Consider the following 21296-nt stretch of genomic DNA (forward strand, 5'->3'; position numbering starts at 1 on the left):
GTCGTCAGCAGCAAAGAAGCGAGATTCTAATCTGCTTTTTGCTTCGTCGTCAAGCAGTTTTAAAAATTAATTTCAAACCGCTTATCAACTTGGCTTTCTTCGTCGCATTCAACATCTTGCTTTAGCAATCTGTCGTCAGCAGCAAAGAGGCGAGATTCTAATCCGCTTTTTGCTTTGTCGTCAAACAGTTTTAAAAATTAATTTCAAACTGCTTATCGACTTGGCTTTGCCGCTCTCAACAATTTGCTTTCGCAATTTGGTGTCAGCAGCAAGGAGGCGAGATTTTGAACTACTTTCGCATTCACTGTCAAGCGCTTTTCAAAAATTCTTTCGAACTCTCTTTCAGCACCCGCCAGCTCTCTCAAGCTCTCCAGCAAGGCTTTTCAGCCTCACCCTCCGCCAACTTCAACCCCGCCGTCTCCGGCAGTGCTGTCATCAGCGAAGCCCACGACTGTAGCACAAGGTTTTCGGCCAGCGCAACCGTTCTCTCAAGATTCTTCCTGGAAGGCCTCCTCGCGCTTGCTCTTGATAGACGGCAGCATCACCAGAATGATCATCAGCGCCGCGGCGGCCAGCAGGCCCGCAGACAACGGACGGGTGACGAAGGTGCTCCAGTCGCCATGCGCCAGGCGTAGCGCTCGCCGCAAGTACTCTTCCATCAGTGGCCCAAGGATGAAGCCCAGCAGCAAGGGCGCCGGCTCGCAACTGAGCTTGTAGAAGACGTAGCCAACAAACGCGAACCCGGCTGTCATGAAGACATCGAAGGTATTGCTGTTCAGCGTGTAGGTGCCGATGCAGCAGAAGACGACGATGGCCGGGAACAGGAAGCGGTAGGGCACCGTCAGCAACTTGATCCAGATACCGATCAGCGGCAGGTTCAGCACGATGAGCATCAGGTTGCCGATCCACATCGACGCGATCAGCCCCCAGAACAGCTGCGGGTTGTTCGTCATGACCTGCGGACCGGGCTGGATGCCCTTGATCGTCATCGCACCGATCATCAGCGCCATCACCGCATTGGGCGGAATGCCCAGCGTCAGCATCGGGATGAAGCTGGTCTGCGCGCCGGCGTTGTTGGCGCTCTCCGGACCGGCCACGCCCTGGATGGCGCCCTTGCCGAACGGCACACGCGGATTTCGCACCGCCTTCTTCTCCAGTGTGTAGGCTGCGAACGACGCGAGCAGCGCGCCGCCCCCAGGCAGCACGCCGAGCACCGATCCCAACGCCGTGCCACGCAGTACCGACGGCCAGGCTTCCATGAAGTCCTGCCGTGTCGGCCACAGCCCCTTGACGTCCTTGGTGAACACCTCGCGGTGCTCCTCCGGCTGACCAAGGTTGGCGATGATCTCCCCGAAACCGAATACACCCATCGCGATGACGACGAAGCCGATCCCGTCGCTCATCTCCGGGAAGTCGAACGAAAAGCGCGCGATGCCGGAATCCACGTCGGTGCTCATCTGACCGAGCAGGATGCCCAGCACGATCATCGCGATCGCCTTGACCAGCGAGCCTGACGCCAGCACCACCGCGCCAACCAGGCCCAACACCATCAGCGAGAAGTACTCGGCGGCGCCGAACTTGAACGCCATCTCCGTCAACGGCGGCGCAAAGGCAGCGATGACGACCGTGCCGACGCAACCGGCGAAGAAGCTGCCCAGGCCTGCCGCAGCCAGCGCGGCCCCGGCTCGCCCCTGGCGAGCCATCTGATAACCGTCGATGGCCGTGACGACCGAACTGGACTCGCCCGGCACGTTGATGAGGATGGCCGTCGTCGAGCCTCCGTATTGCGCGCCGTAATAGATGCCGGCCAGCATGATCAGCGCCGGCGTGGCATCCAGCGTGTAGACCGTCGGCAGCAGCATCGCGATCGTCGCCACCGGGCCGAGCCCCGGAAGCACGCCGATCAACGTGCCCAGCACCGCGCCGAAGAGGGCGTACAACAGATTCTGGACACTGAGGGCCGTCTGGAAGCCCAGCGCGAGGTTGTTCAGCAGATCCATGTCGGCGCGTCCTCAAACCGCGAGATAGATGGGCCAGAGCGGAATGTTCAGCTTCAGCCCGAGGATGAACAGCGCCCAGCTCCCGACGGTCAGCACCAAGCTGCTGACCAGTACGTCGCGCCAGCGGAACTCGTCGCTGGCCAGCGATGCCACCAGGATGGTCAGCGGCAGCGTGCAGGCCAGCCCCAGGCGCGGCAACGCGAGGCCGAACACGACAACGGCCGCAACGACCAGCAGCAACGGCCGCCAGGCGATCGGCCCGACCGGATCGCCCCCTTCCGACTCCAGCGTCAGCGCCTTGAAGAGCACGAAGCCGCCCAGCAACGCCAGCAGCACGCCGAGGCCGAACGGGAAGTAGCCCGGCCCCGGGCGGGCCGAATCACCGAACGTGTACGACGTGGCACCCCAGGCGAAGGCCACGCCGACGCCCAGGAACATCAGGCCGGACCAGAAGTCCCGCTGGCTCTTGATCTTCATTCGTGTTCCAACTCCGCGGCGGACCGCAAGGCGGGCGGCCAATGACCGCCTGGATTCTGTCAGCGGGCCCCAAACGGCCCGCCCCGGATTAGCCCTCCCAGGCCGGCGTGCTGCGCAGCACTTCTTCCACGGTCGTCACGCCTTCGGCCACCTTCATCGCACCCGCCAGCCGCAGCGGGCGTAGGCCCTCCTGCATGGCCTGGCGGCGCAGCGCCGTCAGATCGCCCAGCGCGGACTTGACACCTTCGGAGACGGTCAGCAGCTCATACAGGCCCGCACGGCCGCGGAAACCGGTGTTGCGACATTCCAGGCAGCCGACCGGCTTGAAGGGCTTGACGCCACCGCCCAGCCGCCAATACCGCACCAGTTCATTGAGGCTCTCACGCGTAACGAGCGGGTCCGGCTGCTTGCAGTGCGGACACAGCGTGCGCACCAGGCGCTGGGCCAGCACGCCGATGATGGTGGCGCTGAGCAGGTAGCTCGGCACGCCCAGGTCCTGCAGCCGGGTGATGGCCGAGACCGAATCGTTGGTGTGCAGCGTACTGAAGACGAGGTGACCCGTCAGCGCCGCCTGGATGGCCATCTCGGCCGTCTCCAGGTCACGGATCTCGCCGACCATGATGATGTCCGGGTCCTGCCGCATCAGCGCGCGCAGGCCCTCGGCGAAGCCGAAGTCCAGCTGGTTCTGCACCTGCGTCTGGTTGAACGTGGGCTCGATCATCTCGATCGGGTCCTCGATCGTCGTCACGTTGACCTCGTCGGTCGCCAGCCGCTTGAGCGTCGAGTAGAGCGTCGTCGTCTTGCCGGAGCCCGTAGGCCCCGTCACGAGGATGATGCCGTGCGGCTGCTTGACGAGACCTTCCCAGCGCTCGGAGTCATGCTGGCCGAAGCCAAGGGACGCGAGATCCTTGACGGCCGTATCCGGGTCGAAGATGCGCATGACCATCTTCTCGCCGAAGGCCGTCGGCAATGTCGACAGCCGCATTTCAACCTCGTCGCCGGCCGGATTGCGCGTCTTGATGCGGCCGTCCAGCGGGCGCCGCTTCTCGACGACGTCCATGCGGCCCAGCAGCTTGATGCGCGAGGTCATCGCGCTCATGACCGTCGGCGGCAACTGGTAGACCGTGTGCAGCACGCCGTCGATGCGGAAGCGGATGACGCCCATGTCGCGGCGCGGCTCGAGGTGGATGTCCGACGCGCGCTGGTCGAAGGCGTATTGCCACAGCCAATCCACCACCTGCACGACGCCCTGATCGTTGGCGTCGAGCTGCTTGTTGTTCTTGCCCAGCTCCACCAGCTGTTCGAAGCTGGCCACCTGGCTCTGCTCGCCAGCCTTGGTCGCGGCGCGCACCGAGCGGGCGAGCGTGAAGAACTCGGTCGTGTAGCGGGCAATCTCCAGCGGGCTGGCGACGACCAACTTCACCGGCTTGCGCACATGCGACTCGATCTGGGCGACCCAGCCCGTGTCGAAGGGCTCGGAGGTCGCGATGGTCACGTCCATGATGCCGAACTGCACGGGCAGGCAGCGCTTGGCCTCGGCATAGCCTACCGACATGACGTCGGCCACGCGGCCCACGTCCACCTTCAGCGGGTCGATGCGCAGATAGGGCAGCCCAGCGCGCACCGCCAGCCATTCGGACAATGCCTCCACGTCCAGCGGTTTGCCGGTCGCCAGGTGCACAAGGTTGGCATGACCCAGCCGCACCAGCGGGTGCAGCGAGCTGTCGCCCGCGCCCAGGCGCTGCTCGGTGCGGATGGCCTGGGCCTCGTCGATGAGCCCGTCCCTCAACAACCATTTCAGCAACTGCCGCCACTCCAGGCGACCTTCGGGCTTGCTGGACGCTGCGGGCTTGGTCTTGGTGGTGGTGCTCATCGTGGTCGGCTTCAAAGCGCTTGCAGAACGGTCGTCGGCAACGGCCGGACGAGCCGCAGCCACTTGCGGGCGGGGAGCTTGAATCGCGATTCGATCTCGGCCGCTCGCTGCTCCAGCACCTCGCGCACCGGTACCTGCACGCCACGTGCGGCAACGACCACAGTATTGCCCTCTTTCGTCGGCGCCAAGCTCCAGACCTGTTCCGAGCCGAACGCACGGGCGATGCGGGCGGCACTGCGGGCAAAACTGGCGCTGCGGCCAAAGAGGTTGACCGTCATCAGCCCGCCGTCGGCGAGCACGCCGCGGCAGGACGCATAGAAGGCCTCGTCGTCCAGCACCGGCGACGCGGCGTCATGGTCGTAGAGGTCCACGTTGAGCACGTCCACCGTCTGCAGGTGGGCGTCGTCGGCCACCCAGCGGGCGGCGTCCTCGTTGACGACGTTCAGACGTGCGTCGTTGGCCGGCAGGCGGAACCACTGGCGGCAGGCGGCGATGACTTCGGGGTTGATCTCCACCGCCGTCGTGCGCATGCGCAGCTGTCCGTGGCAGAAGCGCGTCAGCGCCGCGGCGCCGAGTCCCAGCTGAACCGCATGGCCCTGGCCCAGCTCTGCCGTGTCGCGCCACAACATCCAGGCGCACATGCGCTGGATGTACTCCAGCTCCAGCTGGTCGGGCTTGCGGATGCGCATTGCCCCCTGCACCCAGATCGAGTCCAGGTGCAGAAAACGCACGCCGTCGAACTCGCTCAGCGTCGCGGGGCCCCAAGTCGGTGTCTTGTTCTTCATTGGCCGCGCATCCTAGGCCAAGGGCGGTGGCGCACCCGTTTCCATCAGTCACCGGCCAGATAGAACTGCACGGCAGCGCACCAAGCGTCGATCTTCGTCGCCAGGCTCGCACCCGCGTGGGCGGGACTCGTCGATGGCAGGCGCAACACCGGCAGCTCGACGCTCGGCAGGGCCAGCAACGTCTGCTTGTGCGCCAGCGCGCCATTGCAGGCGATGGCGCGCAGTGCAGGCAGCCGCGCCACGAGCTCGGGCAGATCGCTCGGCTCGGCATCTTCGATGGCAGCGTCCAGGCTGCCTTCGCGGCGGCAGGCGGCGACGGCGTCCCACAGTGCGATGCGATGCTGCCGCAAGACCTGCAGCCGTTCGGCGTAAGGCAGCGCGGGGAGATCCCTCTCTTCAGTCAGGGCCGCCATCACCGGCCAGAACGCATTGCGCGGATGGGCGTAGTACTGCGCCGCCTGCAGCGAGGCCGCGCCAGGGAAGCTGCCCAGCACCAGCAGCCGCGCATCGGCACGGAACACCGGCGCCAGCCCGACGAGCCGGCCGCCCTCGGGGTTTGCGGGGTTGGCCGGCGCACCGGCGGCCTGCGAGGATCGACGCGTCATCAAGGGAGGCACATCATGTTGAACACGGAAGCGATCTGGCAGTTTCTCAGCACCCAGGGGGCGGACTTCGGCCTGAAGGTGCTGGCGGCCATCGCCGCCTGGGTCGTCGGCCGCTGGCTCATCGGCCTGGCGCTGCGCGTCTTCTCGGCGGCGCTGGAGCGCGGCAAGCGCATCGACTTCACGCTGGCCACCTACCTGCGCTCCATCGTGGGCGTGCTGCTGAACCTGGTGCTGATCCTGGCCATCCTGGACATCTTCGGCGTCAAGACCACCTCCTTCGCCGCACTGCTGGCCGGCGCGGGCCTGGCCATTGGCACGGCCTGGGGCGGGCTGCTGACGCACTTTGCCGCCGGCGTGTTCATGCAGGTGCTGCGGCCCTTCAAGGTGGGCGATTTCGTGCAGGCCGGCGGCGTCACCGGCACCGTCGTGGAGATCGGCCTGTTCGGCACCAGCATCGTCACGCCGGACAACGTGCACACGCTGGTCGGCAACAACGCCGTCTTCAGCGGCAGCATCCAGAACTACTCCGCCCTGCCGCATCGCCGCGTCGATTGCACCGCCAAAGTCGCCAACGGCGTGGACCCGCACGAGGCCATCGAGAAGCTGCGCCCAGCCATCGCCGCCATACCCAACGTGCTGACCACGCCGCCACCGGACATCGAGATCCTGCAATTCACGCCCGAAGGCCCGCTGCTGTGCGTGCGCCCCTATTGCCACACCGACCACTACTGGCAGGTCTACTTCGACGTGCACAAGGCCGTCGTCACCACCTTCGGCGCCGCCGGCTACCCTGTGCCGGAGACACCCATCGCGCCGCGCAACCGCTGAAGCCATGGCCGACCTCGTCGCCCGCATTGCCGCGCTCTGGCGCTACCCCGTCAAGTCCTGCGCTGGCGAAGCCACCGACACGCTCACGCTGGACACCGACGGCTGGCCCGCGGGCGACCGCGCCTGGGGCATCGTCGACGCCCGTGGCGAGCTGACATGGATGGGTGCGCACCCGCGGCTGGCGCTGGTCAACGCTGCCTTCACGCCGGGCGGGCTGACGTTGCGAGCCGGCGACCGCTCGCTGACGGTGCCGCTGGACGGCGGCGAGGAGATCAGCGCGCGTGGCTGGAACGGCGAGCGCCAGGACTTCGATGCGCTGCGCTGCTGGGATGCCGGCAACGATGCCGCGGCCCTGTTGCACGCGACAACCGGCGAGCTTCTTCGACTGGTGCGGCTGAGCCATGCAGCGCAGCGGCGCCCCGTTCTGAACGCGCTGCACATCGTGAGCGATGCCTCGCTGCAGGCCTGGCGGGAAGCGATTGCTCAGCCACTGACTGGCCTCGTCGAGCGCGCCCGGCCTAATATCGTGCTGCAGGCGGAGGACGGCGACGACCTGCCCCCCTTCATCGAAGACCTCCTCACCGAGGCCCGCATCGGCGAGCTGACGCTGAGCCGCACATCGGTCTGTGTGCGTTGCGTGGTCCCCACCGTGGATCCAATGACCGGCGTGCCGCAACCGCTTGCTCTGGACGCACTGACACAACTCAGCGCGGAACGGGCACCGGGAGCACCGGTTCAATTCGGGGTCTATGCGCGCGGCAGCGGCCAGGGGCGGCTCAACGTGGGCGACCGGGTCGAGCTGAGTCTGGATTTCGGCGCAGGTTGAAAGCCCGCCAATCCTGGTGGCCGCACTCCAGTGACAACTCGGGTGCCTTCTTGATGGAAGGCCGATCATGAACGCCATCGTGCCAAGACGACCCTTATCGGATCAGATGGCCGGCTCTTGTCGGCGGCCCGCTGATCGACTGCTGCTTGCCCCCGGTGCCGGACATCCTGGGCGAGGAGACCCGGCTTCGAGTCAGCGACGCTTACCCTCTCTAACTTCTGCAACCCTGTCCGCAGTACCGATTCGCGAGCCGGCTCCCCCGGCCAGGCGATTGTTGATGGGCTGCCGACGCTGCTTTGTCTGAACATGTCAGGTCAGCCTTGGTCCGCGAGGCGACTGGCTCCACGCCGTATTGGCGAGCAGATAAGAGGCCCTGTTGGTTGAGCGCGTTCGGTTGGCGCCGGGCGGGATTCGCCGGGAAAGCCTCAGGCGCTGTCGTTCACCGACAGGGGCGCTCATCCGGAGGGGTGGTTGGGTCCGGCACCATCGGCCGCGATTGCCCCAGCGACGGTGGCGTCATGCCTAAACCGTGTCAGCCCCTGAATGGGACGGCCTTGGCGGCGTGTCAGCACCACAGTTGATCGTAATCGTTTTGTGGCGGAAGATATCAACAATAATTGTTTTAAGGGCGCCGCATGCCAAATGTAGAAGGACACGCCGGATATAAGTGGCTGTCTGAGCAGTACGGCGTCGCGCCGGTCCAGCCCTTTCGCGTCCGAAGCGTCATCGGCACAGCGCGCTCCAGCGCTGCGTCGAACGGATTTGCGGTCGAGACCTATCCCGCACACTACCAGCCAGACGCCACTCTGATCGGGCACCTGACGTTCGCGCTCAAGTATGAGGGCGTCGAACTGGATTTTCTGAAGCGGCTCTTCGACGTCACCGGCCCCGCGCCCATCGCCCAATGGGCGCTCACGGAACCCACCGGCGCGTACGCGCGGCGTTGCGGCTTCCTGTACGAATGGCTCACCGATTCCATGCTGGAGGGCGTGGGCGATGCTGGCGGAAACTACGTCGATCTTCTCAACGAGTCCCAATACCTCACCGCCACGGTACCGGACAAAGTGCGTCGCTGGCGGGTCAACAACAACCTGCCCGGCACTCGCACCTTCTGCCCGATGGTCGACCTGGGAAAGCTCGGCGGAGCAGATCCGGTGCCCCTGCGCGATGAGATCGACAAGATGGTGAACCAGTTCGGGCTCGAGACGGTTGAGCGAGCGGTCAATTGGCTGACCATCAAAGAGAGCAAGGCCAGCTTCGCCATCGAGTCCGAGGCCAAGGAGGAAGACCGCATCCGTCGCCTTGCGCGCGCGATGAGCTTGCACTGCGGCAAGCTGGAGTCCGCCCTCACCGAAGACGGCCTGCTGATGATCCAGCAGGCAATCATGGGCGACAAGATGGTAGGCGCCCAGCTAGGCATCCGCCATTCCCCGGTCTTTGTCGGGCACACCAACTCGATCTACGAGCCCGTGATCGACTATTTGGCGCCTCACCATGAATGGCTGGCCGAGATGATGGATGGGCTGCGAGCCTTCGAGTCCCGCACCCGCGGGAGAAACCCACTGCTGCGTTCGGCTGCTCTGTCCTTCGGCTTTGTCTACATCCATCCGCTGGGCGATGGCAATGGCCGGCTATCGCGCTTTCTGATCAACGACATCCTTCGACGCGATGGCTTCCTGCCGGCGCCCGTGATACTGCCGGTCTCGGCAGTCATCAGTGAGAACGCCGTCCGGCGGGCTGCTTACGACACTGCACTGGAGCGACTGTCACGGCCGTTGATGGCCACGATGAATCCGGTGTGCACGTTCGGCACAGGCGTGCGATACGAGGACGGCGTCGAATCCAATCTGCACGTCGTTGACTGGAATCGAGGTCAGCCTACTTGGCGTTACGCCGACCTCACGGTCCAGTCTGAGTACCTAATCGACGTCATCCGACATTCGATCCTGCATGGTCTCAAGGACGAAGCTGTCTATCTGGTGCGCTATGAGGCTGCGCGCAATAACCTCAAGGAGATCATCGAGGGTCGTGACGAAGACTACGCCGCGATCATCCGCTCTCTGGTGACAAATATGAAGGTCAGCGGCAAGCTGCGCAGGACTTACCCGCGGGTGTTCACCGACGAGCATCTGGCTCAGCGCGTCGAATGCGCAGTCTTCAAAGCCTTTGAGTTGCTGCCCGATGACGAGGATGAAGGCGATGACGCGGAGCCGCGCCTGGATGTGGCGCCCCGATAGAGGTGGTGCGAAGCCGTCCCCTAGTGCTGCAGCTGGAGACGACCGATGACGGCTTCGTGCCCTTCAGCGTGAAACCGGAAACCTGGTTTGACGGACGGCGACTCTGCTGAAGAGCAGCCACCTGTTGACGCTCACGACCTGCAGAGCGAATGCGCCAAACGTTTCCTCGACTCGTCACGCCGACTCCAGCTTGGCCAACCTGGGCAACGCAGCGCAGGCATTCGCCCGTGTGACTTCCGCGGTCCGAGCCAGCGTCCACCCGCGCACCGCCGCCAGGCTCTCGGCGATGCGGGGCAGCTCGGCCGACTCGTTGCGCCCCTGACCCGGTTCGGCCCCTCGCTGCTGGGCCGTCTTGTAGAGCCACTGGGGCGGGATGTCCGGCGCGTCGGTCTCCAGCACCAGCGCGTTGTCCGGCACGCTGGCGGCGAGGCGACGGATCTGCTGCGAGCGTTCGAAAGTCAGCGTGCCGCCAAAACCGAGCTTGAAACCCAGCTCTATGAAGGCCTGCGCCTGCTGCTCGCTGCCGTTGAACGCGTGGGCGATGCCGCCGTGCGTGAAGCCAACGCGGCGCAGGCCCGCCAGCAGCTTGTCGGCGCTGCGGCGCACATGCAGCAGCACCGGCAGGCCGGCGCGCTGTGCGAGCTTGAGCTGCCCGACATAGAACTGTTGCTGCACGTCGGGGTCCAGGCCGGGCACGAAGAAGTCCAACCCGATCTCGCCGACGGCCACCAGCCGCTCGTCACCGGCATGCCGCGCGAGCGCCTCGGCCAGGCGGTCCAGCGCGTCGGGCGCCGCGTTCATCACGTACAGCGGATGGATGCCCAGCGCGTAGCTGAAGTCGTGCTGGTGAGCCAGCTCACGCACGCGCTCCAGGTTGTGCGTATCGACGGCCGGGATGACGATTTGCGTGACGCCGGCGGCCCTGGCACGCGCCACGACGGCGTCACGGTCGGCGTCGAACTCGGCCGCGTCGAGGTGGCAGTGCGTGTCGATCCACACTGCCGCGCCTTTCAGCGGAACACCACCGTCCGGTTGCCGTTCAGCAGCACGCGGTGCTCCGCATGCCACTGGATGGCCCGCGCCAGCGCGACGCATTCCATGTCGCGGCCGATACCCACCAGTTGCTCCGGCGGCATGCTGTGGTCGATGCGGGCGACCTCCTGCTCAATGATCGGGCCCTCGTCGAGGTCGCTGGTCACGTAGTGGGCGGTCGCGCCGATGAGCTTCACGCCACGCTCGTAGGCCTGGTGGTAAGGCTTGGCGCCCTTGAAGCTCGGCAGGAAGCTGTGGTGGATGTTGATGGCTCGGCCGCTCAGGTGCTCGCACAGCGCGGGCGACAGGATCTGCATGTAGCGCGCCAGCACGACGAGGTCGATCTGGTTGTCGGCGATGACTTCGCGGACCTTGGCTTCCTGGGCAGCCTTCTGCTCGTCGGTGCCGCCCAGCAGCGGGAAGTGGTGGAACGGGATGTTGTGCGACGCCGCAAGCTGGTAGAAGTCGCGGTGGTTTGACACGATGGCCGGGATCTCGATCGGCAGGTGCCCCGTCTGCACGCGGAACAGCAAGTCGTTCAGGCAGTGGCCCAGCTTGGACACCAGCAGCAGCACGCGGGTCTTGCGGGCCCGCGAGACCAGCTCCCAGTCCATGCCGAACTCGCTGGCCAGCGGCTGGAACGCGGCCTGCAGCGCCGCCTCTTGCGCCTGCGCCTCGAACTCGATACGCATGAAGAAGCGGGAATGGTCCGCATCGCCATGCTGGTGAGACGTGATGATGTTGCCGCCTTCGCGCAGCAGCACGCCGGTAACGGCATGCACGATGCCGGCGCGGTCGGGGCAGGAGAGCTTGAGGATGAAGCGCGAGTTCATGGCGTCGGGATTCAGGCTTGGAACTGACCCGCGACCAGGCGCAGCTGCCGATCGCAGCGCGCCGCCAGGTCGCGGTCATGGGTGACGAGGATGAAGGCCGTGCCCTGTTCGCGGGCCCGCTCCAGCATCAGCGCGAAGACAGCGTCGGACGTATCGCGGTCGAGGTTGCCGGTGGGTTCATCGGCCAGCACGCAGGCCGGCCGCGTGACGAGCGCCCGCGCAATGGCCACGCGCTGGCGCTCGCCGCCGGACAGCTCAGCCGGGCGGTGCTGCATGCGGTCCTTCAGGCCCACGCGGGCCAGCATCTCGGCGGCCACCTCGCGCGCCTGCGCGGGCGTCTGCCGGCGGATGCGCAGCGGCATCGCGACGTTGTCCAGCGCCGAGAACTCGGGTAGCAGGTGGTGGAACTGGTAGACGAAGCCCAAGTGCTGGTTGCGCCAGCGGCCGCGCTGGGCCTCGTCCATCGACGCGAAGGACTGGCCCATCAGCGTCACCCCGCCCTGCGTCGGCGAATCGAGCCCCCCCAGCAGGTGCAGCAGCGTGGACTTGCCCGAGCCCGACGCGCCAACGATGGCCAGCGTCTCGCCGCGCTTCACGGCCAGGTCCACGCCGCGCAGTACGGTAACGTCCAGGCCGCCTTCCTCGAAGCGGCGAGTCAGGCCTGTGGCCTGGAGAATGAACTCACTCATAACGCAGCGCCTCCGCCGGCTGCACGCGGCTCGCGCGCCAGCTCGGGTAGAGCGTGAACACGAGCGACAGCAGCAACGACACGACGACGATGGGTGCGATGTCGCCCCACTGCGGGTCGCTGGGCATCTGGCTGATCAGGTAGACGCTGCCCGGCAGGAAGCTGGTATTCAGCAGGTGCTCGATGGCCGGCACGATGACGTCGATGTTGAAGGCGATCAGCAGCCCGATGACGACACCGGCCAGCGTGCCGATGACACCCGACACCGCGCCCTGCACGATGAAGATCCCCATGATGGAGCGCGGGCTGGCACCCAGCGTGCGCAGGATGGCGATGTCGCTCTGCTTGTCGGTGACCGTCATGATCAGCGTGGACAGCAGGTTGAACGCGGCCACGGCGACGATCAGCGTCAGCACGATGCTCATCATGCGTTTCTCGATCTGCACCGCGTCGAACCAGACGGCGTTGGCGCGCGTCCAGTCGCGCACACGAATCTCGGGGCCCATGACGCCGGCCAGCTCGCCGGCCACGCGGCGCGCCTCGTGCACGTCGCGCAGCTTCAGCTGCACGCCGGTCGGGCCGCCGGTACGGAACAGCTTGGCCGCGTCGTCGACGTGCACCAGCGCCAGGCTGGAGTCGTACTCATAGTGGCCGGAGTTGAAGGTGCCGACGACGTTGAAGCTTTTCAGCCGCGGCACGACACCGGCCGGCGTGACCTGGCCGCCGGGCGCGACGATGGTGATCTTGTCGCCTTCGCCCACCGCCAGCTGCCGGGCCAGCTCGGCGCCGAGCACGATGTTCCAGGCGCCGGGTGTCAGCCTGGCGAACGCCGTGTCCTTGAGCTGCGCGCCCAGGCCCGTGACGGTGGCTTCCTCGGCCGGCGAGATGCCGCGGATGACGGCGCCGCGCATGTCCTCGCCGCGGGCGATGAGGCTCTGGCTGGCTACGAACGGCGCCGCCCCGATGACCTCGGGGTTCTCACGCGCCTTGGCCGCGGTGGCCTGCCAGTCGGGCAGGGCCTGGCCGGCATAGTCCAGCAGCTCGACGTGGGCGATGACGTTGAGCATGCGGTCGCGCACTTCCTTCTGGAAGCCGTTCATGACCGACAGCACGACGATCAGCGCCATCACGCCCAGCGCGATGCCCACCACGGACGCACCGGAGATGAAGCTGATGAAGCGGTTGCGCCGCCCGCCGCGGCCGGCGCGCACGTAGCGCCAGCCGACCTGGAGTTCATACGGCGAGGGCATGGGGCGGTGGGGCAAGCGTCGTCATGGGGCGGCGATGGTAACTGGGGGCCCCGCAGGCCGCTGTCGGACGGCAACCTGGCCGGCGGCGTCACCGGCCCTGTTTGAGCTCCCACTGCGCCAGCATGTACTCGCGGTAGGGCACGGCCTTTGTCGCCACCGTGCGCTCGAACCAGGGCAGCGCCTCGTTGCGACGGCCCTGCGCGGCGAGCTGCTGGCCGATGAAGAAATAGGCCTCGGCCAGGCGCAGCCGCTCCTGCTCGGGCTTTTCCTTCGCCAGGCGCAGCAGTGCGTCGCGGTCCAGCGTGCCGGCCAGGTAACGCAGCAGCGCGCCGTTCCAGGCGCTGCCGTCGGCACTGGCGAGGTCGCTGGCGATGGCAGCCTTGCCACGCCCGCCCTGGCGCTCGGCCGCCAAGTACAGCCACAGCAGTGGCCCCAGGCGCGCCTCGCCGCTTGCGCTGGCGGCACTGTCGCGCAGTGCCGCCTCGGCGCGGGCGTAGTCGCCCAGTAGGTAGTGCACGGTACCGAGCCACGCGCCGGTGGCCTGGCCGGCCTGGGCCTGCTGGTTAAACGCGGCGAGCGCTTCGTCCGTGCGCGCCAGGCCCAGCAACGCCACGCCGCGGGCTTCCAGCGCCGCCGTGGCTTCCTCGCCGTCGGCGGTGATGGCCAGCACGGCGTCGGCGTCGGCCAGCGCGCGGTCGAAATCGCCCAGCTGGTTGTTGGCCTGGGCGCGCTCGGCCAGCGCACGGGCCGCCAGGCGGCCCTGGGGGTCGGCGGCGGTGATGAGCTGCGTGTCAGCCAGCCGGAGGAACTCGTTGAACTGCACCAGCTGCCACAAGGCGTCGGGCTTGCCTCCCGCGCGGTAGCGCTCCATGCGGCGCTCCACGTCGGCATAGCCGCCTTCGAGCGCCTTGAAGTCCAGCAGATTGATGCGCAGGCGCAGGTTGTTCAGCAGCAGCCTGGCACGCCCCACGCGGTCGCGGTAGACGTCCATGTCGGCCGGCAACACCTCGTCGGCGCGCCGCTCGACGCGGTTGACGAACTGCACCGTGCTGCCGTTGGACTCGACGCGGCTGGCGAACGAGAAATGCTTGTCCGCCAGTTGCTGGGGCGGCGGCAGCGGCTGCGTGAAGGGCCGAGGCCCGGTGACGCTGACGCGCAGCTCGGCCGAGCGGGTCGGGTCCAGCATGAAGGGCTGGCGGCGCCGCGCCTCGGGGGGCAGCGGCAGCGCATCGGCCAGCTCGGCCGCCGGGAAGTCCAGCTCCAGCGAACCGCGCTGGTAGCGGCCGAGGGCGGGGTGGTCGAAATGCATCTTCAGCACCCACTCGTTGGCATCACGGTCATCGCTGACCTCGGGCTGGCCGACATTCACGAGGCCCGGCATGAGCTTCACGTAGGAGCCGCCAATGGCGCTGGACAGCCGCTCCAGGCCCGCTGTGGCGAGATAGCCGCGCCAGCGCTCGGCCGCCAGGCCGCTGGCCGTGAACGTCGTGACGAGATGAGGCGGCTTGGCCAACTGGCTCAGGTCCCAGTGCTGGCGGAAGCTGACGCTGTCCACCGCGAACGCCGGCGGCTGGATGGGCGTTGGCGCCTCCGTGCCCGGTGCCACGACGAGCCCGGCGCCATAGGCGACGTAGCCGCGCTTCTCCAGCGACAGGCCTTGGCCACTGATCGTCGGATCGAGGAAGTACGTCTTGCCACCCACCTGCACACGGCTGATGACGTGGTCGAACAGGTCGTGGGACGGCAAGTAGTTGGTGATACCACGGTTGCGGTACATCGAGACCAGCGTCGGCCGCGCGTCGAAACCGAGGCCGCCCAGCAGTGCATTGAGCAGCACGACCTTGTCCTTGCAGTCGCCCAGCCGCTCGGACAGCGTGCGCGATGCAGGCTTGGGGCGGTGCGAGCTCTCGCCGAGGCTCACGGAGAAGTAGCGCACCTCGTCCTGCACGAAGCGCAGCGCGGCGGCCACCTGCTGCTCGGGCGAGCCGCCCTCGGCCTTGATCGCCGCGATGCGCTCAGCCAGCGCGGCACCGGGCGGCTCGGCCTGGAACAGGCGCTGGGCCCACTGGTCCACCTCGGCCCAACTGGCGTACTCGCTGACGTGCAGTGCCGGGTAGACCTTGAACCACGGCGGCGTGGCGGACTCCTCGACGACAGCCGGCACATGTTCGCGCTGGATGCGCAACACCTGCCGCCCGCCTTCCTCGAAGCGCTCGGGCTCCAGGTCCGTTGCGATGCCGCGCACCTGCAGCTTGCGCTCGGCCGGCGCCTCGATGCGGATGTGCAGCCGGTCCACCGGCACGTCGCTGGCCAGCGCCAGCAGCGCTGCGAAGCGGCCTTCGAAGATCGGGTTCTCCCCCTCGATGGTGTAGGCCAGGTCGACTATGTCGCCCACGCGCACATCGCTGATGACGACCAGCGCCGTGCGCACGCCGTCGATCATCTGGCGCTCCAGCTGCTGCTCGCGGCGCATCAGCTCGATGCGGGCGTCTTTCAGCCGGTCCAGCCGCTGGCCGTCGCGGATGACGCCCACCTGGTGGATGACCAGTTGCTGGTAAGCGGGGTTGAAGCTGATCTGAGGCTCGGAAACCTCGCGCAGCGTCGACGCCTCCAGCGCGACATGCTGCAGATGCACCCAGCTCGCGGTGGCGGACTTGGGCGCGAGCTGGGTCTGGATGTCCACCAACACCTCGCGCCGCGCCTTGGCGCCGGGTGCGGCCGGTGCCGCGGCCTGCGCCGCCAGCGCGGGCAGCGGCTTGACCCAGGCCGGCGCGGGCCCGAACCGGTAGCCCGCACCCGCCGGCACGGCGGGGTAGGCGGCTGCGGCCTTGGCGGCCGCGGGACGGGCCGCCGACTTGGCGGCGGCGGGCTTGGGCGCCGGCGTCTGCGCAACGGCCGGCCAGGCCAGCGACAACGCCGCCGACAGGGCCAGCACGGCAGCGGCCCATGACTTCACACTCATCCACATCCTCCCCGCATGACGGCCCCATTGTGCGGGCTGGTTGTGCGGGCTGGCCCGGCAGGGCCGTGCCTACAGCACCAGCAGCGCGCGGAAGTCGTTGACGTTCGTGAAACTCGGGCCCGGCGTGAGCAGGTCGCCCAGCGGCGCAAAGAAGCTGGCACTGTCGTGGGCGTCCAGCAGTGCCTGCGGGTTGAGGCCCAACGCGCGCGCACGGCCGAGGCTGGTGGGTGTGAGCAGCGCGCCGGCATGCGGGCCCACGCCGTCGATGCCGTCAGTGTCGGCCGCCAAACCATAGACGCCGGGCTCCCCCTGCAGCGCCAGCGCACAGCCGAGCAGGAATTCCGTCGCCCGGCCGCCGCGCCCGGCGGGCCGGCGGGCGTCGACGGTCACCGTCGTCTCGCCGCCGGACAAGATGACGCACGGCTTTGCGAACGGCTGGCCGCGCCGGGCAGCGGCGCGGGCCAGCGCCGCGTGCACGCCGCCGACGACGCGCGACTCGCCCTCCATCTCATCGCTGAGGATGTGGGCGTCAATACCCTGCGCCCGAGCCGCCTCGGCGGCCGCCTCCAGGCTCATTTGCGGCGTGGCCAGCATCACCAGCTCATGCCCCGCCAGGCGCTCGTCGCCGGGCTTGGGCGTCTCGAAGGCTCCGCTGGCCAGGCCTTCGCGCGCCGCGGCCGGCAGCTGGATGCCGTAGCGTCGGCAGACGGCCAGCGCGTCGGCGCAGGTGCTGGGGTCGGCCGCCGTCGGGCCGGAGGCGATGACGGCCGGGTCGTCGCCCGGCACGTCGCTGATCATCAACGTCACCACGCGCGCCGGCGCACAGGCAGCGGCGAGCCGGCCGCCCTTCACGGCCGACAGGTGCTTGCGCACGCTGTTCATCTCGCCGATGCCCGCACCGCTGGCCAGCAACGCACGGTTGACGGCCTGCTTGTCGGCCAGCGTCAGGCCGAGCGCCGGCAGACTCAGCAGCGCCGAGCCGCCGCCTGAGATCAGGCACAGGACGAGGTCGTCGGCGGTCAAACCGCGCGTCAGGCCCAGCAGCTTCTCGCTGGCGGCCAGGCCCGCGGCATCCGGCACCGGATGCGCCGCCTCGACCAGCTCGACGCGCCGCGGCTTGAAGCCCGGCGGCACATGGCCGTAGCGGGTGATGACGAGGCCCGACAGCGGCGCCTCCGTCGGCCAGGCGGCCTCCAGCGCCTGCACCATCGCGCCACCCGCCTTGCCGGCGCCGACCACCAGCGTGCGCCCCCGCGCGGGGTCGGGCGGCGGCGGCAGCCGAGACGCCAGCACGCGGCCAGGCAGCGCGCGCGCCACGGCCACGTCGTAGAGCTGGCGCAGCAGCGCGCGCGGGTCGACGCTCATGGCTGGCTGGCCCAGCGGCCGATCAGCGCGCGCTCGTCGTCGGTGATGCCGGTGGCGTTGTTCATCGGCATGGCGCGTTGCACGACGACCTGCTGGTAGACCTGCGCCCGGTGCGCCGCCAGGCCCTCGGCCGAGTCCAGGCGCACGCCCTTCTGCGCGGCCGCGCCCTGGTGGCACATCAGGCAGCGCTCGGCCACGACGGCCTGCACCTGCGCCGCCGAGACCGGCGCCGTCGCGGCAGCGGTCGTCGGCGGGCTGGGCGCCAGCCAGGTGATCAGCCCGGCCATCAGCACCACCGCCACGGCCACGGCCCGCCAGTCGTTCACGCCCTTGTGGCGTTTGACGAAAAACACGCGGACGGCCACGCCCGCCGCCATCAGCACGCACAGCACGACCCAGTTGTGCGGGTGCTGGTAGAGCATGCCGTAGTGGTTGCTCAGCATCGCGGCGAGCACAGGCAGGCCGAAATACGTGTTGTGCACGCTGCGCTGCTTGCCGCGCTGGCCGTGGATGGGGTCGGGCTTCTGGCCGGCGCGCATCTGCGCGATGACCTTGCGCTGGCCCGGGATGATCCAGTGCGCGACGTTGGCGGTCATCATCGTCGCGAGCGTCGCACCGACGATCAGGAAGGCGGCGCGCCCGGCGAACAGGTGGCAGGCCAGCCAGCTCGCCGCGACGACAAACACCGCCACCACGGCCAGCACGCGGCCGTCGTTGCCGATAGCGCCCTCACGTGTGCGGCCCAGCGTCTTGCAGGCCAGGTCGTACACCGCCGTGCCGACGAGGAGGAAGGCCAGCGCCGCGCACACCGCCTGCCACGGCGCACCCCAGGCGAACACGCGCGGGTCGACCAGCATCTGGCTGGCGTTGGCGAGGTAGAGCACGACGAACAGCGCGAAGCCGCTCATCCAGGTCCAGTAGCTCTCCCAGTAGAACCAATGGAGGTTCTCCGGCAGGTTGGCCGGCGCCACGAGGTACTTCTGCGGGTTGTAGAAGCCGCCGCCGTGCACGGCCCACAGCTCGCCGTCCACGCCCTTGGCCTTCAGGTCGTCGGCGGAAGGTTGGACGAGGTGGTTGTCGAGCCAGACGAAGTAGAACGACGCGCCGATCCACGCGATGACGGTGATGACGTGCAGCGCCCTCAGCAGCAGGTTGGCCCAGTCGAGCAGGTAGGTGTCCATGAAGCGGTGGTGGTCTCTGGCGGCCCCACCACGGCGGGTGCTGTGGGGCCTCACAAGCGTCGCGTCTGCAGGAGTTGGTCTCCCGACACCGCTGCGACTGGCGAGGGAGTGTATGCAGCCGCCGTGCCAGCCGCCCCCGGTATGCACGGCATCACGCGAAGGGGGCCGCGCCGCCACCGCTACAGGCGCCACGTGCTCACAATGCGCCCATGTCCACAACACCCCGCTGCCTGAGGCCGACCCGGCAGGCCCTTGCGCTGCTGATGACGCTGTTCGCGGCGACTGGCACCCCGGCGCAGGAAGCGCCCGTCATCCGGCTGGCCACCAACGTGGAACGCAGCTCCTTCCCGCCGGCCGAGGCACTGCTGCGCAGGGCCTATGCGGGCCTGGGCCGGCAGGTGGAGTTCGTGCCCTGGCCGCTGACGCGCACGCTGGTCGAGCTGAACGCAGGCCGGCTGGACGGTGTCGCGATGCGGGTGGACGCCTTCTTCTCGCAGACGCCGATCGTCCGCAAGATCGACGTACCCCTGCTGCAGCTGGACATCTATGCCTTCGGCCGACCGCCCTGCCCGGCACTGCTGCCGCCGGAGTCGCTGGGCCGGCACCGCATCAGCTACCAGCGGGGCATGGTGGCGACAGAGGCGCTGGTGCCGCAGGCCGCGAGGCTGCCCGCCAACACGCCCACCGATGCCTTCCTGTATGTCGGCATGGGATCGGCGGACTACGCGCTGATGTTGACGGTGCCAGGCACGTCCGAGGTGCCGGTGCAGACGCCGCAAGGCACGCTGTGCCGCGTCGCCACGCCGCTGGGCCAGGCGGTGCTGTACCACGGCGTCCATGAATCGCACGCCGATCTCGTGCCGGCGCTCGAGCAGGCGCTGCGCGGCATGCGCGAGCGTGGCGAGATCCAGCAGGCCTGGGCCGCCTATGAACGCGAGGTCACCTCGCAGAACGCACAGCTGCAAGCCCAGCGCGGGCGCAGTCTCAAGCTGTCGCCGCCCGCAGCGTCAGCAGTTGCGCCAGCACCGCCACGGCGATGACGCCCGGCTGCTTGCCGGCCACACCGGGCACACCGATCGGGCAGACGACCTGATCCAGCTCACCCACGGTGAAGCCGCGTGCCTCCAGCCGGTGCCTGAAGCTCGCCCATTTGGTGCGGCTGCCTATCAGACCGATGAAGCGCAGGTCCCCGCGTTCACGCTGGCGCCTGAGGCAGGCGGCGACGACATCGAAGTCCTCGGCGTGGCTGTAGGTCATGATGAGGACGGCCACGCCGGCCGGGAGGTCGGGTACGGCGTCGGCAATGGGGGCCACGGCCTCTCGGCGCCAGCCCGCACCGGGCGGCTCCGCGGGGAAGGCGTCCGACCGGCTGTCGATCCAGTGCAGCGCGATCGGCAGGTCTCGGGCGATGCGCGCGATGGCATGTCCCACATGACCGGCACCGAACAAGGCCACCGGCAGCGCGGGCGGCACGGGCAGGCGGGCTTGCAGGTCTTCACCCGCGTCGATGTGCTCGAAACGTAGCCACACGACGCCGCCGCAGCACTGGCCGAGGCTGGGGCCGAGCGGATAGCGCACCTCGGCTGTCAGCTCGCCGCCGGCGAGCGCGGCGCGGGCGCGTGCGATGGCGTCGAACTCCAACTGACCGCCCCCCACCGTGCCCGTGAAACCATCGGCCGTCACGGCCATCCACGCCCCCTCCTCGCGCGGCACGCTGCCGCTGGTGCGGGCGACGATGACGAGGATCAGCGGCGGGCTCATTGGACTTATCGGGCTCATCGGGCTCATCGGGCTTATCGGGAGCTACGCCGCCGTGTGAGGCGCACGAACACGCCCAGCGCCAGCACGGCCAGGAAGCCCCCAAGCATGAACTTCGCCGTCGCCACGCCCACGGCAGCACCGCCGCCGAACGCGGCGATGCCCAGCACATCGATGCCGTCGAGCAGCGTGCCTCGGGCGCGTTCTTTAATCGGCTTGTGCACGGGCGCTGCCACGGTCAGCTTCCGCGGTAGGTGGAGTAACTCCACGGCGAGACCAGCAGCGGCACGTGGTAGTGCGACGCCGCGTCGGCAATGCCGAAGTCCAGCGGCACTTCGACCAGGAAGGCCGGCTGCGGCAGCGCCTGGCCGCGTGCAGCGAAGTAGGCCGCCACCTCGAAGACCAGCCGGTAGCGGCCGGTCAGGAACTCCGCCCCCGACAGCAGCGGGCCGTCGGCGCGACCATCGGCGTTCAGCTGCAGGCTGCGCAACCACTGGGGGCCTTCGGCATCGAAGCGGTAGAGGCGAACGCCCATGCCGGCCGCGGGGCAGCCGTTGGCGGTGTCGAGCACATGTGTGGTGAGTTGGCCCATGGGA

General features: G+C 68.1%; 19 protein-coding genes. 4 read left to right on the forward strand and 15 right to left on the reverse strand.

Going from position 1 to position 21296, the window contains the following annotated elements; genetic code table 11:
* Window positions 1-488 precede the first annotated feature (488 nt).
* The 5 genes from LXT13_RS27455 to LXT13_RS27475 all read right to left on the reverse strand — a co-directional run bounded on the left by LXT13_RS27455 (window position 489) and on the right by LXT13_RS27475 (window position 5740).
* The gene (locus tag LXT13_RS27455; protein ID WP_233375560.1) at window positions 489-2000 is read right to left on the reverse strand and encodes a tripartite tricarboxylate transporter permease; all 1512 of its coding nucleotides are present in this window, start codon (window positions 1998-2000) and stop codon (window positions 489-491) included.
* Window positions 2001-2012: 12 nt separating this feature from the next.
* Complete coding sequence (locus LXT13_RS27460; protein ID WP_233375562.1) at window positions 2013-2477, reverse strand: tripartite tricarboxylate transporter TctB family protein; 465 nt, start codon at window positions 2475-2477, stop codon at window positions 2013-2015.
* An 88-nt stretch (window positions 2478-2565) separates the two neighbouring features.
* Window positions 2566-4350, reverse strand: coding sequence for a type IV pilus assembly ATPase TfpB (gene tfpB / locus LXT13_RS27465; RefSeq protein ID WP_233375563.1), 1785 nt, complete (start codon window positions 4348-4350; stop codon window positions 2566-2568).
* An 11-nt stretch (window positions 4351-4361) separates the two neighbouring features.
* Window positions 4362-5135, reverse strand: coding sequence for a spermine/spermidine synthase domain-containing protein (locus LXT13_RS27470; RefSeq protein ID WP_233375564.1), 774 nt, complete (start codon window positions 5133-5135; stop codon window positions 4362-4364).
* 44 nt (window positions 5136-5179) lie between these two features.
* Complete coding sequence (locus LXT13_RS27475) at window positions 5180-5740, reverse strand: DNA-deoxyinosine glycosylase (protein WP_233375566.1); 561 nt, start codon at window positions 5738-5740, stop codon at window positions 5180-5182.
* A gap of 18 nt (window positions 5741-5758) precedes the next feature.
* Between LXT13_RS27475 and LXT13_RS27480 the strand changes: the two genes are divergently transcribed.
* From LXT13_RS27480 to LXT13_RS27490, 3 genes are all read left to right on the forward strand, one after another.
* Window positions 5759-6568, forward strand: coding sequence for a mechanosensitive ion channel family protein (locus LXT13_RS27480; RefSeq protein ID WP_233375614.1), 810 nt, complete (start codon window positions 5759-5761; stop codon window positions 6566-6568).
* Between the two features lie 4 nt (window positions 6569-6572).
* The gene (locus LXT13_RS27485) at window positions 6573-7394 is read left to right on the forward strand and encodes an MOSC domain-containing protein (RefSeq protein WP_233375568.1); all 822 of its coding nucleotides are present in this window, start codon (window positions 6573-6575) and stop codon (window positions 7392-7394) included.
* A 635-nt stretch (window positions 7395-8029) separates the two neighbouring features.
* The gene (locus tag LXT13_RS27490) at window positions 8030-9631 is read left to right on the forward strand and encodes a Fic family protein (protein ID WP_233375569.1); all 1602 of its coding nucleotides are present in this window, start codon (window positions 8030-8032) and stop codon (window positions 9629-9631) included.
* A gap of 174 nt (window positions 9632-9805) precedes the next feature.
* On the opposite strand, the gene LXT13_RS27495 is transcribed toward LXT13_RS27490, so the two are convergent.
* The 7 genes from LXT13_RS27495 to LXT13_RS27525 all read right to left on the reverse strand — a co-directional run bounded on the left by LXT13_RS27495 (window position 9806) and on the right by LXT13_RS27525 (window position 18942).
* On the reverse strand, window positions 9806-10630 hold the full coding sequence (locus LXT13_RS27495; RefSeq protein ID WP_233375570.1) for a TatD family hydrolase: 825 nt from the start codon (window positions 10628-10630) through the stop codon (window positions 9806-9808).
* 11 nt (window positions 10631-10641) lie between these two features.
* Window positions 10642-11496 carry a formyltetrahydrofolate deformylase gene (gene purU / locus LXT13_RS27500; RefSeq protein WP_233375571.1) on the reverse strand — a complete coding sequence of 285 codons (855 nt, stop codon included), beginning with the start codon at window positions 11494-11496 and terminating at the stop codon, window positions 10642-10644.
* 11 nt (window positions 11497-11507) lie between these two features.
* The gene (gene lolD, locus LXT13_RS27505) at window positions 11508-12185 is read right to left on the reverse strand and encodes a lipoprotein-releasing ABC transporter ATP-binding protein LolD (RefSeq protein WP_233375573.1); all 678 of its coding nucleotides are present in this window, start codon (window positions 12183-12185) and stop codon (window positions 11508-11510) included.
* Window positions 12178-13434, reverse strand: coding sequence for a lipoprotein-releasing ABC transporter permease subunit (locus LXT13_RS27510; protein ID WP_233375574.1), 1257 nt, complete (start codon window positions 13432-13434; stop codon window positions 12178-12180). Before LXT13_RS27510 ends, lolD begins: the two co-directional genes overlap by 8 nt.
* Before the next feature lie 88 nt (window positions 13435-13522).
* Window positions 13523-16396, reverse strand: a complete 2874-nt coding sequence (locus tag LXT13_RS27515; RefSeq protein ID WP_233375575.1) for a DUF3857 domain-containing protein — start codon at window positions 16394-16396, stop codon at window positions 13523-13525.
* Between the two features lie 69 nt (window positions 16397-16465).
* Window positions 16466-17761: a glycerate kinase type-2 family protein gene (locus LXT13_RS27520; RefSeq protein WP_233375577.1), complete on the reverse strand. Its 1296-nt coding sequence runs from the start codon at window positions 17759-17761 to the stop codon at window positions 16466-16468.
* Entirely contained in the window at window positions 17758-18942 is a 1185-nt protein-coding gene (locus LXT13_RS27525; RefSeq protein ID WP_233375578.1) for a urate hydroxylase PuuD, read from the reverse strand. The genes LXT13_RS27520 and LXT13_RS27525 overlap by 4 nt, the downstream gene beginning before the upstream one ends.
* Window positions 18943-19151: 209 nt before the next feature.
* On the opposite strand from LXT13_RS27525, the gene LXT13_RS27530 reads away from it, so the two are divergent.
* The gene (locus LXT13_RS27530; RefSeq protein ID WP_233375579.1) at window positions 19152-19982 is read left to right on the forward strand and encodes a substrate-binding periplasmic protein; all 831 of its coding nucleotides are present in this window, start codon (window positions 19152-19154) and stop codon (window positions 19980-19982) included.
* Here LXT13_RS27530 and xdhC read toward each other — a convergent pair.
* Genes xdhC through uraH form a run of 3 tightly spaced genes read right to left on the reverse strand, consistent with a single transcriptional unit; the run spans window position 19927 to window position 21292 of the window.
* Complete coding sequence (xdhC, locus tag LXT13_RS27535) at window positions 19927-20703, reverse strand: xanthine dehydrogenase accessory protein XdhC (RefSeq protein ID WP_233375581.1); 777 nt, start codon at window positions 20701-20703, stop codon at window positions 19927-19929. The two genes, LXT13_RS27530 and xdhC, sit on opposite strands and share 56 nt — an antisense overlap.
* 32 nt (window positions 20704-20735) lie before the next feature.
* Window positions 20736-20936: a hypothetical protein gene (locus LXT13_RS27540; protein WP_233375582.1), complete on the reverse strand. Its 201-nt coding sequence runs from the start codon at window positions 20934-20936 to the stop codon at window positions 20736-20738.
* A 2-nt stretch (window positions 20937-20938) separates the two neighbouring features.
* On the reverse strand, window positions 20939-21292 hold the full coding sequence (gene uraH, locus LXT13_RS27545; RefSeq protein ID WP_233375584.1) for a hydroxyisourate hydrolase: 354 nt from the start codon (window positions 21290-21292) through the stop codon (window positions 20939-20941).
* Between the last annotated feature and the right edge of the window lie 4 nt (window positions 21293-21296).

The organism is Pelomonas cellulosilytica (assembly GCF_021353265.1).
GTDB classification, from domain to species: domain Bacteria; phylum Pseudomonadota; class Gammaproteobacteria; order Burkholderiales; family Burkholderiaceae_C; genus Pelomonas; species Pelomonas cellulosilytica.

Coding starts and splice junctions, on each gene's coding strand:
- LXT13_RS27455 (WP_233375560.1), bottom strand. CDS start 2,000: ATGGATCTGCTGAACAACCTCGCGCTGGGCTTCCAGACGGCCCTCAGT.
- LXT13_RS27460 (WP_233375562.1), bottom strand. CDS start 2,477: ATGAAGATCAAGAGCCAGCGGGACTTCTGGTCCGGCCTGATGTTCCTG.
- tfpB (WP_233375563.1), bottom strand. CDS start 4,350: ATGAGCACCACCACCAAGACCAAGCCCGCAGCGTCCAGCAAGCCCGAA.
- LXT13_RS27470 (WP_233375564.1), bottom strand. CDS start 5,135: ATGAAGAACAAGACACCGACTTGGGGCCCCGCGACGCTGAGCGAGTTC.
- LXT13_RS27475 (WP_233375566.1), bottom strand. CDS start 5,740: ATGACGCGTCGATCCTCGCAGGCCGCCGGTGCGCCGGCCAACCCCGCA.
- LXT13_RS27485 (WP_233375568.1), top strand. CDS start 6,573: ATGGCCGACCTCGTCGCCCGCATTGCCGCGCTCTGGCGCTACCCCGTC.
- LXT13_RS27490 (WP_233375569.1), top strand. CDS start 8,030: ATGCCAAATGTAGAAGGACACGCCGGATATAAGTGGCTGTCTGAGCAG.
- purU (WP_233375571.1), bottom strand. CDS start 11,496: ATGAACTCGCGCTTCATCCTCAAGCTCTCCTGCCCCGACCGCGCCGGC.
- lolD (WP_233375573.1), bottom strand. CDS start 12,185: ATGAGTGAGTTCATTCTCCAGGCCACAGGCCTGACTCGCCGCTTCGAG.
- LXT13_RS27510 (WP_233375574.1), bottom strand. CDS start 13,434: ATGCCCTCGCCGTATGAACTCCAGGTCGGCTGGCGCTACGTGCGCGCC.
- LXT13_RS27515 (WP_233375575.1), bottom strand. CDS start 16,396: ATGAGTGTGAAGTCATGGGCCGCTGCCGTGCTGGCCCTGTCGGCGGCG.
- LXT13_RS27520 (WP_233375577.1), bottom strand. CDS start 17,761: ATGAGCGTCGACCCGCGCGCGCTGCTGCGCCAGCTCTACGACGTGGCC.
- LXT13_RS27525 (WP_233375578.1), bottom strand. CDS start 18,942: ATGGACACCTACCTGCTCGACTGGGCCAACCTGCTGCTGAGGGCGCTG.
- LXT13_RS27530 (WP_233375579.1), top strand. CDS start 19,152: ATGTCCACAACACCCCGCTGCCTGAGGCCGACCCGGCAGGCCCTTGCG.
- xdhC (WP_233375581.1), bottom strand. CDS start 20,703: ATGAGCCCGCCGCTGATCCTCGTCATCGTCGCCCGCACCAGCGGCAGC.
- uraH (WP_233375584.1), bottom strand. CDS start 21,292: ATGGGCCAACTCACCACACATGTGCTCGACACCGCCAACGGCTGCCCC.